Below are 14,640 nucleotides of genomic sequence, written 5' to 3' on the forward strand. Positions count from 1 at the left end.
GAGACATCTCACCCAATGCACATGAAACAACTTCGCGCTGTATGAGCGCTTTTAGAAAGGATTCATCTTGTCCCAGCTGAACAACTTAGAGATCGCGAAATCCACCGTAGGCTGCACCGACCTTTCTTGGAGCAGCCAGGATGAGCGCGCGGTGGACACTGTCCGTGTGTTGGCTGCAGATGCCGTTGAAAAGGTGGGGAACGGCCACCCGGGAACGGCGATGAGCCTGGCTCCGGCCGCGTATCTTCTCTTCCAGAAACTGATGCGGCACGATCCGCGGGATCCGGAGTGGCTGGGCCGTGACCGGTTCGTCCTGTCCCCGGGGCACACCTCCCTGACGCTGTATATCCAGCTGTTCCTTTCCGGGTACGGCCTGGAGCTGGAGGACCTCCAGGCGTTGAGGACGTGGGGTTCGCTGACTCCGGGGCACCCGGAGTACAAGCACACCGCAGGTGTTGAGATCACGACCGGCCCGCTGGGCCAGGGCCTGGCGTCCTCGGTCGGCTTCGCTTACTCCCAGCGCCGGATGCGCGGCCTGTTCGACGCCGACGCTCCCGCGGGCGAGTCCCCGTTCGACCACACCATCTGGGTCATTGCCTCCGACGGCGACCTCCAGGAAGGCGTGACGTCCGAAGCTTCGTCGCTGGCCGGCCACCAGGAACTCGGCAACCTTGTGGTTGTTTACGATGAGAACCACATCTCCATCGAAGATGACACCGACGTTGCGTTCACCGAGGATGTCCTCAAGCGGTACGAGGCCTACGGCTGGCACGTCCAGCGCGTGGACTGGACCAAGACCGGCGAATACAAGGAAGACGTCCAGGAACTGTACGCGGCCCTGGTCGCGGCGAAGGCCGAGACCACCAAGCCCTCGATCGTGTCGCTGCGCACCATCATCGGCTACCCGGCGCCGAAGAAGCAGAACACCGGCAAGATCCACGGTTCGGCCCTGGGCGCCGAAGAAGTATCGGCGCTGAAGGACGTCCTGGGCTTTGACCCGGCGAAGACCTTCGAGGTCGACGAGGAGGTCCTGGCGCACGCCCGTGCCGTCGTTGACCGCGGTGCCGCTGCCCGCAGCGAATGGCAGGACTCCTTCGAGGCATGGCAGGCCGCCAACCCGGAAGCCGCCGCGCTGCTCGAGCGTGTCGAGGCCCGCAAGCTCCCCGTCGAGCTCGACTCCGCCCTGCCGGTGTTCGAAGCAGGCAAGGATGTTTCCACCCGTGCCGCGTCCGGCAAAGTCCTGAACGCGATCGGCCCGGTCATGCCGGAACTGTGGGGCGGTTCGGCCGACCTCGCCGAGTCCAACAACACCACCATCGAGGGTTCGCCCTCGTTCATTCCCGCGTCCCGGTCCACCGGTGCTTGGAAGGGCAACCCGTACGGCCGCGTGCTGCACTTCGGCATCCGTGAACACGCCGCGGCGTCCATCGTGAACGGCATCGCCCTGCACGGGAAGACCCGGGCGTTCTCCGGCACGTTCCTGATCTTCTCCGATTACCAGCGCCCGGCCATCCGCCTTGGCGCACTGATGGGTGTCCCGTCCCTGTACGTCTGGACGCACGACTCCATCGGCCTCGGCGAAGACGGCCCCACCCACCAGCCGGTGGAGCAGCTGGCCTCCCTGCGTGCCATTCCGGGCCTGGACGTTGTCCGCCCCGGTGACGCGAACGAGGTCGCCGCTGCCTGGAAGGTCATGCTGGAAAACCACGAGAACCCGGCCGGAATCGTGCTGACCCGCCAGAACATCCCCACCTACGCCCGCGGCGAGGGCGACGCCGAGGGCGACACCTTCGGTTCGACCGCAGGTGTGGCGAAGGGCGGCTACGTCCTGGCCGAGGCCTCCAAGGACGGCAAGACCGCCGACGCCCAGGTCATCCTGATCGGCACCGGTTCCGAGGTCCAGCTGGCCGTGAATGCCCGCGAAGCGCTCCAGGCCGAAGGCATCCCCACCCGTGTGGTGTCGATGCCGTGCGTGGAGTGGTTCAACAAGCAGGACGCCGCCTACCGCGACGCCGTCCTGCCGCCGGCTGTGAAGGCACGCGTCTCCGTCGAAGCCGGCCTGGCTTTGGGCTGGCGCGAATTCGTCGGCGACGCCGGCCGCACCATCAGCCTCGAGCACTTCGGCGCCTCCGCTGACTACAAGCGCCTCTTCCAGGAGTTCGGCATCACCGCAGAAGCAGTCGCCGCCGCCGCCAAGGACTCCCTCGCAGGCCTGAAGGCCTAACCACCAAATTTTCAGGAGATAAAAATCATGACTACTCCCACCCAGCAGCTCTCCGACGCCGGAGTCTCCATCTGGCTCGATGACCTCTCCCGCGGACGCCTGGACACGGGCACGCTCGCGAAACTGATCGAGGAAAAGAACGTCGTCGGTGTGACCACCAACCCGTCCATCTTCCACGCCGCCATCACCGCAGGCACCGACTACGACGCCACCATCGCCGCCCAGGCTGCCGCCGGCGCCTCGGTTGAAGACACGATCTTCGAAATCACCACCACCGACGTCGCCGACGCCTGCGACCTGTTCGCGCCGGTAGCAGCAGCAACCAAGGGTGTTGACGGCCGGGTGTCCATCGAGGTTGATCCCCGCCTCGCCTGGGACACCGCCGGCACCATCGCCGAAGCGAAGCACCTGTACAAGAAGGTCGCCAAGGACAACGTCCTGATCAAGATCCCGGCAACCCTCGAAGGCCTCGAAGCCATCACGGCCACCCTGGCCGAGGGCATCAGCGTCAATGTGACCCTGATCTTTTCCCTGGAGCGCTACCGCGCCGTGATCAACGCCTTCCAGTCCGGCCTGGAGCAGGCCAAGGGCAACGGCCACGACCTCTCCAAGATCCACTCCGTGGCATCGTTCTTCGTCTCCCGGGTCGATGCCGAAATCGACAAGCGCCTCGACGCTATCGGCACCGACGAAGCCAAGGCGCTCAAGGGCAAGGCCGGCCTGGCCAACGCCCGCCTTGCCTACCAGGTCTACGAAGAGCTCTTCTCCACCGAACGCTGGGCACTGCTGGCCGAGGCCGGCGCACTGCCCCAGCGCCCGCTGTGGGCCTCCACCGGCGTGAAGGACCCGGCCTACCCTGACACCCTCTACGTCACCGAACTCGTCGCACCGGGCGTGGTGAACACCATGCCCGAGAAGACCCTCGACGCCGTCTTCGACCACGGCGTCATCACCGGGGACACCGTCACCGGCACCTACGCGGAAGCAAACAACACCCTCGACGCACTCGAAAAACTCGGCATCGCCTACAACGACGTCGTAGCAATCCTCGAATCCGAAGGCCTGGACAAGTTCGTGGCCAGCTGGAAGGAACTGCTCTCGGACGTCGAAGGTGCCCTCGCCTCAGCACGGAAAGCCTCCTAACCCACAAGTGGCCCGTGGGTGGGGGCCTTAGCCTCCGCCCACGGGGCCTGGCTACCTACGGAAAGGTAGAGAACCATGCCCGTTTCACCCCTGAAGTGCTGCATCAACCCCAGTATCCTCTCTGCCGACTTCGTCAACCTCGAAGCCGAACTTGCCCGTATCAGCAACGCCGATGCGGTGCACGTGGATGTGATGGACAACCACTTCGTGCCGAACCTGACCATTGGCTTGCCGGTCGTGACCCGTATCCAGAAAGTCAGCCCCGCGCCGCTGGATGCCCACCTGATGATCCGCAATGCCGATCACTGGGCGCCCCAGTTCGCCGACGCTGGCCTGGACTCGGTGACCTTTCATGTTGAGGCGTCCGACGCCCCCATCAAACTCGCCAGGGAACTTCGCGCGCGAGGATCAAAAGCAGGCATGGCTCTGCGTCCGGTAACGCCCGTGGAGCCGTACTTGGACATGCTGCCGGAACTGGACATGCTGTTGATCATGACGGTGGAGCCGGGCTTTGGCGGCCAGGCATTCTTGGACGTCATACTTCCCAAAATCCGACGGGCCCGTCGCGCGATCGATGGCTCGGGGGTGAACGTAGCCATCCAAGTTGATGGCGGCATCACCGAAGAGACCATCATCCGCGCCGCCGAGGCCGGCGCCAATGTTTTTGTGGCAGGTTCGGCTGTGTACGGCAAGCCTTCACCTGCCGACGCCATCGAGTCACTGCGAGCCAATGCCCAGCTAGCCTTCGCCCCCACAACAGTCCCATCCGCCGACTTCGGAGACTTGCCACACGACTCGTCCAGATGAGACAGTTTTACCCGCGCAGGAGCGCGCCTCCGGCGCGGCGCCAGTGCTTCTAGCCACTGATGTAACCAACGGTCCGATGTATCGCATGGTTAGTTGGCTGACAGCCGCCGTCATGATCGATTCGTAGCAGTCGTCTGCGGCGCTTTCACATCCTGGAGAGCCGGATGTGAATGCCAGACTAAGCAACACCCCGTTTGAATCAACAACTCATACGCAGCATTCTCAGTGCAGGGCATTGCACGGGCAGCAGCCGTCTTACCGGAGGACAGTAGTGAGCACACGCGTGGCAGTAATCGGATCCATCAACGCCGATCTTTCGGTCAACGTAGAACGCCACCCGCTACCTGGAGAAACTGTCCTGGGCAGCGGAGGGGAGCTCTCACCAGGCGGAAAAGGCGGCAACCAAGCACTGGCTTCAGCTCGCCAAGGCGCAGAAACCATCATGATCGGGGCAATCGGCACGGACCCCTACGCAGACGTAGCGACCCGCCTTCTTCGAGAAGCTGGCGTTGACCTCACCTACGTAACCACAAATCCCGGGCCAACAGGCCTGGCTATCGTTGCAGTTGATCCGGGCGGGGAAAACAACATCATCGTCGTTCCCGGAGCCAACGCCACCCTAACCCCCCAACACATCGCCGCCGCCGACGAAGCCCTCGCTACCTGCGCGGTGGCAGTCGTACAGGGAGAAATTCCTGTCGAAACCATCGAAACTGCATCACGGATCCTCGAGCCGCTCGGTGTCCGGCAGATCCTCAATCTGGCGCCGGTGCTGAATCTCTCATCGGAAGTCCTGCGGCGATCCGACCCCTTGGTCGTCAACGAACACGAAGCAGCGCAAATACTCCTGGAAACCCAAAATCGGGTCATCACCCCTGCCACGACAGAAGCAGAGTACGGGCAAAAGCTCGCAACCGCCCTAGTCGAAAGCGGCATCACATCAGTGGTCGTCACTTTGGGATCCGCAGGGGCAGCACTGGCCACAACTGAATACGCTATCCACATCAACTCACCCAAAGTTGAAGCCATCGACACCACCGGAGCGGGAGATGCATTCGTTGGCGCGCTGGCCGCATCCCTCGCTGCAGGCGACAACCTACAAATAGCCTGCCAACGGGCAGTACGCGTCGCCGCGCACTCCGTGACAGGCCACGGAGCGCAAACGTCCTACCCCTCAACCACCGAAACGCTCCCCCGCTGATTCACCCGCGGATGCAGCCACCCTGATCCCGTCGAAGGGCATTGCCGCACTACTGGTCGCGCCCGGGTTCGAAAAAAACCATGAGTATGACGTGCCGCAATGCGGAAAAGCGATGTTCCCCTTTTGGCACTTTGCGTACTGGCAAGCGTGCATGCTCGATTGCGACTACTCGGATCCGGCATAGCGGCTATTCGTCGGGTTTGGAGCACACCCCAACCTGACACACCGGCGCGCGATAGGTTGACGGAAGGACCGCGTCATGTGTCTGGTCGGGGCAATCGTGCTGATCGCGGGGCGCCGGCCAGGGGGTAAGAGCAGGCTGGGTCGCGGCCGATAACGTAAACCCCGGTGGCCGGAGCCACCACTTTCGGCGCGAATTGTCGGTCTTTCATGAGGAACCTCACTGATACGGCAACCAGCTGAAACTCCGTCAGCTGCCGTTTCCAGCGGTCATGATCGCTCGCGCTGTGCTCTCAGCGACTGGCAGCTGCGGTAGGAGAACCGCTTGAAGCGCGTGGTAGATGTCTGGCTTCCCGGACCACATTGTGTAGCTTGGGCGGTTGTTGGGGTCGAGAAGGGGGTGCCAGCTGCCGTGTTCGGTGTCGATGAAATGCATTTGGGCGAAGTTGGCCCATTGCTGCAGGTGGTTTGCGTAGCGTGGGGCGCCCGTCAGCCGTGTCCAGGTCGCTGCCGCGCAGATCGCTTCCGCTGTTACCCAGTGCGGCCGGTCACGAATGACGGGCCGGCCATTCCAGTCCACCGTGTACACGAAGCCCGCTTTGCTGTCTGCAGCCCAGCCGTGCGTCACGGCTGTTTCGTAGAGACTTGCGGCTGCTTCGCGCAGCCAGGCCGGCGGCTGCTCGAATGTTGACTCCAGTTGCAGCAGGAGGCGGCTCCATTCAAACAGGTGACCGGGCGTCATTCCGTAGGGGTGGAATTCGTGGCGGGGATTGTCTGCGTTGAACTCGGGCATCGGTGCCCAGTCCGGTCCGTAGTGTTCGTTAAGCCACCACTTCACAGACCGTGCCCGGGTGTTGATGAAAGTCTCGGCGATGCGCAGCCCGAGTTCCCGCCACTCGGTGTTTCGGGTGTACCCGTAGAGTGCGAGCAGTGCTTCAAGGCCGTGCATGTTGGCGTTGGCGCCCCAGTAGGGTTCCGGTTCGGCGAACTCCCGGTCCCAGGATTCGAAGAGGGCCCCGGCTTCACTCGACCAGAAGCGGGCCTGGAGCACGTCGGAGACGTGCTCCAGCAGTGACTCGCCGCCTAGAATGCCGGCGGTGGCGGCGCTGGATGCAGCCAGTGCGACAAAGCATGTGTCATATGCTCGCTTCCGTTGCGCGGCCGGTGTCCCGTCAAGGGAGTTCACATAGCCGCCAAAGGCTTCGTCCCGGAATGTGCCGAAAAGGCTGGCAACACCGTGGGTCGCGTAGCGTTCGACGTCCGGCATGCCGAGCAGGGAGGCAATGCTGAAGCAGTAGGTCATTCGGGCAGTGACAAAGCAAGCGGGTGATCGGTTCTTTTCCACGGCTCCGAAGCGGTCAAGGAATCCGAAGCCGCCAGGAACGGCTGACGGCTTGGCGAAGTCAATCAGGCGCGCCAGTTCGCGATGGCTGGTGACGGTCGTTGAGTGGGGATGGATGAGCAAGGGTCACCTCTCTGTGCTGGATCAAGCCGCTTGATGGAAGGGTCGTATCGGCCAGCGGATCATGCAACCCACCTCCCGGGCCCAACAAAACGCGATTGCCGCCACCTTGGCGGCCCAGCCGTCGGGTTTGCGGACGGGCCGGTCAGGGCAGCGAGACGGCCCAGTTAGCCAAGCGACATAAGGCTTGGCTCAGGGGAAGTCAGCGCCGGGCTGGACTGGCACGACTGCCGTTCGATCAGTTTGACGGGAAGAACGTTTTTGCGTCGGAACCTCTTGGTAGGGGCGGAAACCCGGGCAAGGATGCGTTCGGCCGCTACGCGTCCAACATGGCGGGGGTCCTGGTCGATGACGGTCACTGAAGGGCGGAGAACATCCGCCATCGTGAAGTCGCCATAACTGATGAGGGCAATATCGGTTCGGTTCATTGTCTGAAGGGCTGGAAAAACGCCGATCGAAAAGCGGGCGTTGGACGAGAAGATTGCGGTTGGGGGCTCGGGCAAGGCGAGCAACGTTTTGCAGGCCGAAGCGGCACAGTCCGCATCGTGGGAACCGAGCATGACCAGGTCCTTGTCGACCTTCAGGCCTGCGCCGTCAAGGGCAGCCAGGTATCCCTCCAGGCGAAGCTTTGTGGTGGGCACCTCGGTGGAATCTCCGACGATGGCGATCCGCGTGTGCCCGTGTGAGATGAGGTGCTGGGTGGCTTCGCAGGCTCCCCCGAAGTCGTCCTCCACGAAGTAGTCGGCGTTGAACTTCGAAGGCGTCCGGTCAATGAAAACGATGGGGAAGCTGTCCTGCCAACGCGCGAGGTAGGACTGATCTGCGGAGATCGGGGCGATAATGAGGCCGCCGATCTGGTGGCGGACAGTTGTTTCGATGATGCTCCGCTCCAGGGATGGATCATCCCCGAGGCTGGTCACAACTATTGCCATGTCCTGTTCACGTGCAGCCAGTTCGATTTCCTTCGTGACGGCCGCGAAGAAGGGATCCGCGACGTCGGGAACTGCGATGCCTATGACGGCTGACTTGCCTTCGCGGAAGGTCCGCGCCAGCATGTTCGGCACGTACCTGAGTTCCCGCATGGCCGACTGCACGCGTTCGCGGGTGTCTTCGGTGACATGTGGGTCGTCGTTGAAAACCCTGGAAACCGTTTTGGCGCTCACACCGGCGCGCGTGGCCACGTCCTGCATGGTAGTCACTGTTCGGCTCCTTCATCGTCCGCTTCGAACCGCCGCGTCACCCTACTGCCATGACGCGGGAAACATCTTCGCGAGCACCCCGATCATGTCACCGGTGACAACCGCCTGCGCCTCCATCCTGCCCCATGGCTGAAGGAACTTCAAGCAACCTATGTCATCGATGACATAGGTTTTCACTTTTTTCTTGACATCGATGACATGAGGAATCTAGATTGCTGTCAGGCAGGTCACAACGAGCCCTCCGCCAAGCAGGACGGAGCGCAGATTCCAGACTTTCCAGTTGATTGAGACAGCGCTTCAATGGTGTAGCAGCACAGCTTCTTCACCGTGGCATGACCATCGGAGGAGACAGTGATGACTACCGCTGAAGATCAGACGCATGCCCCGCACCAAAGGGGAGAACGACTGAACTGCACGCTGGAGGAGCTGGTGGAGCGCGCCCGGTCCCTGGCTGCCGGAGGAAACCGCTTCGTGCTGGGAATTACCGGGGCGCCCGGGGCAGGCAAATCCACGGCGGCACTGGCCATCGTCAAGGCACTGGGTGACCAGGCAGCACTGGTGGGCATGGACGCGTTCCATTTGGCCAACGGGGTCCTCGCCCGCCATGGTTCACGTGGCCGCAAGGGCGCACCGGACACCTTTGATTCCTGGGGTTACGCCCATTTGCTTCGGCGGCTGAAGTCCAACCGAGAGCCGGTGGTTTATGCCCCGGCATTCGACCGCAGCCTCGAGGAATCCATTGGCTGCGCCGTCCCGGTGGGCTGTGACGTTCCTCTGGTCATCACCGAAGGAAACTACCTTCTGCTGGATGCCGAGGGCTGGCGGGAGGGCAGGGAAGTCATAGACCAGGTCTGGTACCTGGACACAGGAAACGACGAGCGGCAGCGGCGACTCATACGGCGCCACGAAGCCTTCGGGAAGCCTGCCGCGGAGGCGGAGGCGTGGGCGCTGGGCAGCGACCAACGCAATGCCGACATTGTCGAAAGCACCCTGGAGCGGGCCGACCTGATCATCAACCTGACCGGCATCCACCGGCCGCAACCCAGCGCATGAGTGTGAAAAGAGGAAGGCAAGAGTGACAGCACAAAGAAGTGTCTCCGGCCAGCTGGCCGGGACTGAGACGACCGACCACCATCTGACAGGTACCAGATCATGACTACCATTCCGGTTCTTGAAGCACGCGGCCTGACCCGCAGTTTCGGCAACGTCCGGGCCCTCGACGGGGCCGACTTTGACGTCAACGCCGGTGAGGTCGTTGCCCTGATCGGCGACAACGGCGCTGGAAAATCGACGTTGGTGAAGGCACTTTCGGGCAATCTCGCCCTAGACTCAGGCCAGATCCTCTTTGCCGGCGGCGAAGTCGAACTCACATCCCCCAGTCACGCCAACAGCCTGGGCATCGAAACCGTCTATCAGGACCTTGCCCTGGCACCACACTTGAACGCGGCCCAGAACATGTTCCTCGGCCGCGAGATCCCCAAGCCTGGCCTTCAGGGCCGGCTCGGGTTCATGGACAACAAGGCCATGCGGCTGAAGTCCCGGGAGGCGTTTGACGAACTGGGCGCCACGGTGCGCAGCCTCTCGGACCCGGTCGGCAGCATGTCAGGCGGCCAGAAGCAGGCCATTGCCATTGCACGCGCCGTAGCCTGGGCCAAAGGCGTCATTTTCCTGGACGAACCGACGGCCGCCCTGGGCGTCGTGCAAACCAGGAACGTGCTCGACACCATCCGCCGTGTCCGCGACAAGGGTGTGGGCGTCGTCTTCATCAGCCACTCCATGCCACACGTCATCGACGTCGCCGATCGGGTCCAAGTCCTCCGCTTGGGGCGCCGAGTGGCCACCTACGAGGCAAAGAGAACGTCTGTGGAAGAACTAGTCGGCGCCATGACCGGCGCCCTTGATGGAGCACAATCATGACCACCACCGAAGTCACCCCCCGTTCAGCAGGGACCGCCAGCGCCCTCACACGCACCCATTCCCTTCGGCAGGTACTGCAGGTTCAGTCATTCCAGATCCTGCTCGTCCTGCTCGTCATCTTCCTGATCTTCGCAGCCATGGCACCGGAGGTGTTCCCGACCTGGGGCAATGTCCGCCAGATCATCCAGAATGTCTCCATCCTCGGCGTCCTGGGCATTGGCATGACGTTTGTCATCGTCACCTCGGGCATCGACCTGTCAGTCGGTTCCAACCTCGTCTTCTCCGGCGTCGTAGCTGCCAAAGTCATGCAGTCCATGGGCGATACAGGATGGGGAACGGCCTTCGTTGGCATCATCGTTTCCGTCAGCTGCGGACTCGGATGGGGCCTTCTCAACGGCGTCCTCATCGCAAAGGCTAAGGTGCCGCCCCTGATCGTCACGCTGGGCACCCTCGGCGGAGCGCTCGGGCTCGCCCAGGTCATCACCGGAGGCGTGGATATCCGGGAAGTTCCCGCGGTTCTGCAGGACACCATCGGCTACGGCAACGTCCCCGGGACCACGCTGCCGACCATTTCCCTCATCGCGATGGTGCTCATCGTGATCTTCGGAATCGTGCTGCACAGGACCCGGTTCGGCCTCTACACGTTCGCCATCGGCTCCAACGAAGAGTCGGCCCGCCGGGTGGGCGTGAAAGTGGACCGCCAACTGATTTCCATCTATGCACTCTCCGGGGCCCTGGCCGGCGTGGCGGGAATCCTCTCACTGGCCCAGTACGGCACTACGGCCATCGCCGGCCAATCCGCAACCAACCTGAACGTGATCGCCGCCGTCGTGATCGGCGGAACCTCACTTTTCGGCGGCGTCGGCACCATCTTCGGCACCGTCGTCGGACTCTTCATCCCCGCAGTCCTGCAAAACGGCTTCGTGATCGTCGGCGTCCAGCCGTTCTGGCAGCAGGTCGCCGTAGGCGCAGTCCTCGTCGCCGCCGTCTACGTCGACCAGCGACGCCGGGCCGCCGCGGCACGCGGCCATTCAGCCAAGGATGACGGCAGGACGAGGCTTTTCGGGCGCCGGTCCAACTGACGTACCGGTCCGACGGATTCACCTACACCCCCAACAGATCAAAGCAACTAGAGGAGCTAGACAATGAAGTTGACCCCTAAGATCACCCTGCTTGCCGCGGGCGTGCTCGCCGTATCGTCCCTTTCGGCCTGCGCCGGCGGCAACGCCTCCACGGGGACTTCCGGTTCGGCGCAGCCCAAGCTGGCGTTCATCCAGGGTGTCGCCGGCGATGAGTTCTACGTCAGCATGCAGTGCGGCATCGATGCTGCTGCCAAGTCGGCGGGGGCAACCATCAACACCCAGGGGCCGGCCAAATTCGACCCTACGCTGCAAAAGCCCATCGTTGATTCCGTTGTGGCCTCGAAGCCGGACGCCATTCTCATCGCACCCACGGACGTGGCGGCAATGCAGGCGCCACTGAAGGCAGCTGCCGCGGCCGGGATCAAGGTCGTGCTGGTTGACACGACGGTACAGGACCCGTCCTTCGCCGCGTCCTCAATCGCTTCGGACAACAAAGGCGGGGGCCTGGAAGCCTTCAAGGCAATCAAGAACCTCAACCCCAACGGCGGCAAAGTACTCGTGATCTCCACCGATCCCGGAGTCTCGACAGCCGATGCCCGAGTCGCAGGTTTCGAGGAGGGCGCGAAAGCTGACCCGGCATTCCAGTACCTGGGCGTGCAGTACAGCCACAACGACCCCGCCGAAGCAGCCAAGCTCGTTTCCGCCGCCTTGGCCAAAGACCCCGACATCGTGGGCGTCTTTGCTGCCAACACGTTCGCCGCCGAGGGAACAGCCACCGGCATCCGCCAAGCCGGCAAGCAGGACCAGGTGAAGATCGTTGGATTCGACGCCGGACCGGCACAGGTTCAGCAACTCAAGGACGGCGTCGTGCAGGCACTGATCGCCCAGGAACCGGCTTCCATCGGCACCCAGGGCGTGGAGCAGGCCCTCAAGGCGATCAAGGGCGAATCCACGCAGAAGGACATCCAGACCGGGTTCAAGCAGATCACCGCCGACAACATCAGCGGCGAGGGTGCGCAGTACGTCTACAAGTCCTCCTGCTAGCAGCCGGACGGCCGGTGCTGTTGCCCGCACTCCAAACGGGCAACAGCACCGCCCAACCCCCACTGAAGGAAAGAATGACATGACGTCCCTGAACGAGGCAGCCCTTCCAGGACTTGCCCGCAGACTGCCGGTTCCTACATACGACCGCTCGGCAGTCAAGACCGGCATCGTCCATTTCGGAGTCGGAGGATTCCACCGCTCCCACGAAGCCATGTTCATCGACAGGCTCCTGAACCGCGGCGCCTCGCAGGACTGGGGAATCTGCGGCGTGGGCGTCCTGCCCTCGGACGCACAGATGCGCGACACCCTCACACACCAGGACGGCCTCTACACCCTGGTGCTGAGGGCCCCCGACGGCACCGAAACCCCCCGCGTCATCGGTTCCATCACCCAATACCTGTTTGCCCCCAATGACCCCGGCGCGGTCATAGCCAAACTCGCTGATCCTGACACCCGCATCGTCTCCCTGACCGTTACAGAGGGTGGCTACAGCATCAATGACAGCACCGGGGAATTCGAGCCCCTGGCCCCGGACGTCGTCCACGACCTGCAGCCCGAGGCCGTCCCATGCTCGGTGTTCGGCCTCATCACCGCAGCCCTGGCCCGGCGGTGGGAGAAAGGCGCTCCCCCGTTCACCGTCATGTCCTGCGACAACATCCAGGGAAACGGCGAGACCGCCCGCAAAGCCCTGGTGTCCTTCGCCCGGCTCAAGGACGCAAACCTCGCCGACTGGATCAGCGAGAACGTCGCCTTTCCAAACTCCATGGTCGACCGCATCACCCCTGTAACAACGGACGCCGACCGTGAAGCCGTCTGCACCAACTACCAACTGACGGACGCGTGGCCAGTCGTGGCCGAACCTTTCGAACAGTGGGTCCTGGAAGACACCTTCACCAACGGCCGCCCGCCCCTGCAAGACGTGGGCGTGCAAATCGTCAACGACGTTGAACCCTACGAACTGATGAAGCTTCGGCTGCTCAACGCCAGCCACCAGGTCATGAGCTACCTCGGCTACCTCGCCGGCTACCGGTACGTCCACGAGGTCTGCTCCGATCCACACTTCGCCGAATTCATCCTCGGCTACATGGCAGAGGAAGCGACGCCAACGCTGCAGCCCGTACCCGGCATTGATCTGGACGCCTACCGGACAGAACTGCTCCGGCGCTTCTCCAACCCGGCCATCCAAGACACTCTCGCACGCCAAATGGTCGATGCCTCCGAACGGATTCCCAAGTTCCTTCTGCCCGTCATCCGTGAACAGCTCCAACTCGGTGGGCCCATCGACCGTGCGGTCCTCGTCATCGCCGCCTGGTCACGGTTCCTGGAAGCCGCCGATGAAAAGGGCGCGCCAATCGAAATCACCGATCGGCGGCTTCACCAGCTGCAGATGGCTGTCCATGCCGACCAGGCCGAACCGGGCGCATTCCTGAACCTGGCCGAAGTCTTCGGAGACCTGGGACAGAACGCACGCTTCACCGCCGCCTACCGACAGGCCCGCGCAGCCCTGCAATGCTCCGGCGCGCTCATCGCCGTCCAAGACCTCACCGACCGATCCGTATCAACAAGGAGAACTTCGTGAACCACCCGTCAACTACCAGCACCAGCCCCGAAGCACGTTCAGCAGCGATCGACTTCAACGGCCGCACCATCCTCGTCACGGGAGCAAGCGGCGGCATCGGGGCCGCGACGGTCAGGCAGCTGACCTCCGCCGGGGCAAAGGTCATCGCCAGCGCACGGACGCTCGACTCGGTCGCCGACCTCTGCGACGAAACAGGCGCCCAACCCCTGGCCTTCGACCTCACCGACGAGGAAGGCATCAGGGACGCCATCGAAGGCCTGGACCTGTGGGGCGTCGTGAACTGCGGCGGCTTCGGCGGCGAAATTGCTACCCCGCAGGACACCGATATCGACGTCTTCGATAAGGTCATCAGCATCAATGCCCGCGGCGCCCTCCTGGTCATCAAGTACGCCGTGCCTTCCATAATCCGACAGGGCAACGGGGGCGCCATCGTCAACGTCTCCAGCCAGGCCAGCCTCGTCGCCCTCCCCGGGCACATCTCCTACGGTTCCTCCAAAGCCGCCCTGGATAACATCACGCGTGTTTCCGCGCTGGAACTGGGCAAGCACAACATCCGCGTCAACAGCGTGAACCCCACCGTAGTCATGACCCCGATGTCCGCCTGGTACTGGGGAAGGCCCGATATTGAGGGCCCCTTCCTCGACCAGATGCCCCTGGGACGATGGGCAACCGTCGAGGAAATCGCCGCACCCATCGTCTTCCTGCTCAGTGACGCCGCCTCAATGATCACCGGCGTCTCCCTGCCCATCGACGGCGGATACTCCAACCGCTGACCCGCTTCGGCCGCTAACGCAAAGCCGCG

General features: G+C 63.1%; 12 protein-coding genes. 10 read left to right on the forward strand and 2 right to left on the reverse strand.

Going from position 1 to position 14,640, the window contains the following annotated elements; translation table 11 throughout:
• The first annotated feature begins 91 nt into the window (after positions 1-91).
• From tkt to ASF98_RS18840, 4 genes are all read left to right on the forward strand, one after another.
• On the forward strand, positions 92-2,224 hold the full coding sequence (gene tkt / locus ASF98_RS18825) for a transketolase (protein ID WP_055805602.1): 2,133 nt from the start codon (positions 92-94) through the stop codon (positions 2,222-2,224).
• Between the two features lie 27 nt (positions 2,225-2,251).
• Positions 2,252-3,367: a transaldolase gene (gene tal, locus ASF98_RS18830; RefSeq protein WP_055805177.1), complete on the forward strand. Its 1,116-nt coding sequence runs from the start codon at positions 2,252-2,254 to the stop codon at positions 3,365-3,367.
• A 75-nt stretch (positions 3,368-3,442) separates the two neighbouring features.
• Positions 3,443-4,174 carry a ribulose-phosphate 3-epimerase gene (rpe, locus tag ASF98_RS18835; RefSeq protein ID WP_055805180.1) on the forward strand — a complete coding sequence of 244 codons (732 nt, stop codon included), beginning with the start codon at positions 3,443-3,445 and terminating at the stop codon, positions 4,172-4,174.
• A 271-nt stretch (positions 4,175-4,445) separates the two neighbouring features.
• Positions 4,446-5,375: a ribokinase gene (locus ASF98_RS18840; protein WP_055805182.1), complete on the forward strand. Its 930-nt coding sequence runs from the start codon at positions 4,446-4,448 to the stop codon at positions 5,373-5,375.
• A gap of 430 nt (positions 5,376-5,805) precedes the next feature.
• On the opposite strand, the gene ASF98_RS18845 is transcribed toward ASF98_RS18840, so the two are convergent.
• Complete coding sequence (locus ASF98_RS18845; RefSeq protein WP_055805185.1) at positions 5,806-7,020, reverse strand: AGE family epimerase/isomerase; 1,215 nt, start codon at positions 7,018-7,020, stop codon at positions 5,806-5,808.
• A 164-nt stretch (positions 7,021-7,184) separates the two neighbouring features.
• Positions 7,185-8,207 carry a LacI family DNA-binding transcriptional regulator gene (locus ASF98_RS18850; protein WP_235506090.1) on the reverse strand — a complete coding sequence of 341 codons (1,023 nt, stop codon included), beginning with the start codon at positions 8,205-8,207 and terminating at the stop codon, positions 7,185-7,187.
• A gap of 363 nt (positions 8,208-8,570) precedes the next feature.
• Here ASF98_RS18850 and ASF98_RS18855 point away from each other — a divergent pair, with 363 nt between their 5' ends.
• From ASF98_RS18855 to ASF98_RS18880, 6 genes are all read left to right on the forward strand, one after another.
• The gene (locus ASF98_RS18855) at positions 8,571-9,269 is read left to right on the forward strand and encodes a nucleoside/nucleotide kinase family protein (RefSeq protein WP_055805190.1); all 699 of its coding nucleotides are present in this window, start codon (positions 8,571-8,573) and stop codon (positions 9,267-9,269) included.
• Between the two features lie 99 nt (positions 9,270-9,368).
• Positions 9,369-10,133 (forward strand): ATP-binding cassette domain-containing protein, encoded by a 765-nt coding sequence (locus ASF98_RS18860; protein WP_055805193.1) that lies wholly within the window; start codon positions 9,369-9,371, stop codon positions 10,131-10,133.
• On the forward strand, positions 10,130-11,215 hold the full coding sequence (locus tag ASF98_RS18865) for an ABC transporter permease (protein WP_055805196.1): 1,086 nt from the start codon (positions 10,130-10,132) through the stop codon (positions 11,213-11,215). The genes ASF98_RS18860 and ASF98_RS18865 overlap by 4 nt, the downstream gene beginning before the upstream one ends.
• A gap of 63 nt (positions 11,216-11,278) precedes the next feature.
• The gene (locus ASF98_RS18870) at positions 11,279-12,259 is read left to right on the forward strand and encodes an ABC transporter substrate-binding protein (protein WP_055805199.1); all 981 of its coding nucleotides are present in this window, start codon (positions 11,279-11,281) and stop codon (positions 12,257-12,259) included.
• 79 nt (positions 12,260-12,338) lie between these two features.
• The gene (locus ASF98_RS18875) at positions 12,339-13,838 is read left to right on the forward strand and encodes a mannitol dehydrogenase family protein (RefSeq protein ID WP_055805202.1); all 1,500 of its coding nucleotides are present in this window, start codon (positions 12,339-12,341) and stop codon (positions 13,836-13,838) included.
• Positions 13,835-14,611 (forward strand): SDR family oxidoreductase, encoded by a 777-nt coding sequence (locus ASF98_RS18880; RefSeq protein ID WP_200939404.1) that lies wholly within the window; start codon positions 13,835-13,837, stop codon positions 14,609-14,611. The genes ASF98_RS18875 and ASF98_RS18880 overlap by 4 nt, the downstream gene beginning before the upstream one ends.
• Positions 14,612-14,640 lie beyond the last annotated feature (29 nt).

This window comes from Arthrobacter sp. Leaf337 (assembly GCF_001423745.1).
In the GTDB taxonomy this organism is placed as follows: domain Bacteria; phylum Actinomycetota; class Actinomycetes; order Actinomycetales; family Micrococcaceae; genus Arthrobacter.

Bases quoted from the DNA above. Each gene is read 5' to 3' on its own strand.
- ASF98_RS18875 (WP_055805202.1), top strand. From the start codon at position 12,339: ATGACGTCCCTGAACGAGGCAGCCCTTCCAGGACTTGCCCGCAGACTG.
- ASF98_RS18855 (WP_055805190.1), top strand. From the start codon at position 8,571: ATGACTACCGCTGAAGATCAGACGCATGCCCCGCACCAAAGGGGAGAA.
- ASF98_RS18865 (WP_055805196.1), top strand. From the start codon at position 10,130: ATGACCACCACCGAAGTCACCCCCCGTTCAGCAGGGACCGCCAGCGCC.
- ASF98_RS18860 (WP_055805193.1), top strand. From the start codon at position 9,369: ATGACTACCATTCCGGTTCTTGAAGCACGCGGCCTGACCCGCAGTTTC.
- rpe (WP_055805180.1), top strand. From the start codon at position 3,443: ATGCCCGTTTCACCCCTGAAGTGCTGCATCAACCCCAGTATCCTCTCT.
- tal (WP_055805177.1), top strand. From the start codon at position 2,252: ATGACTACTCCCACCCAGCAGCTCTCCGACGCCGGAGTCTCCATCTGG.
- ASF98_RS18870 (WP_055805199.1), top strand. From the start codon at position 11,279: ATGAAGTTGACCCCTAAGATCACCCTGCTTGCCGCGGGCGTGCTCGCC.
- ASF98_RS18850 (WP_235506090.1), bottom strand. From the start codon at position 8,207: ATGCAGGACGTGGCCACGCGCGCCGGTGTGAGCGCCAAAACGGTTTCC.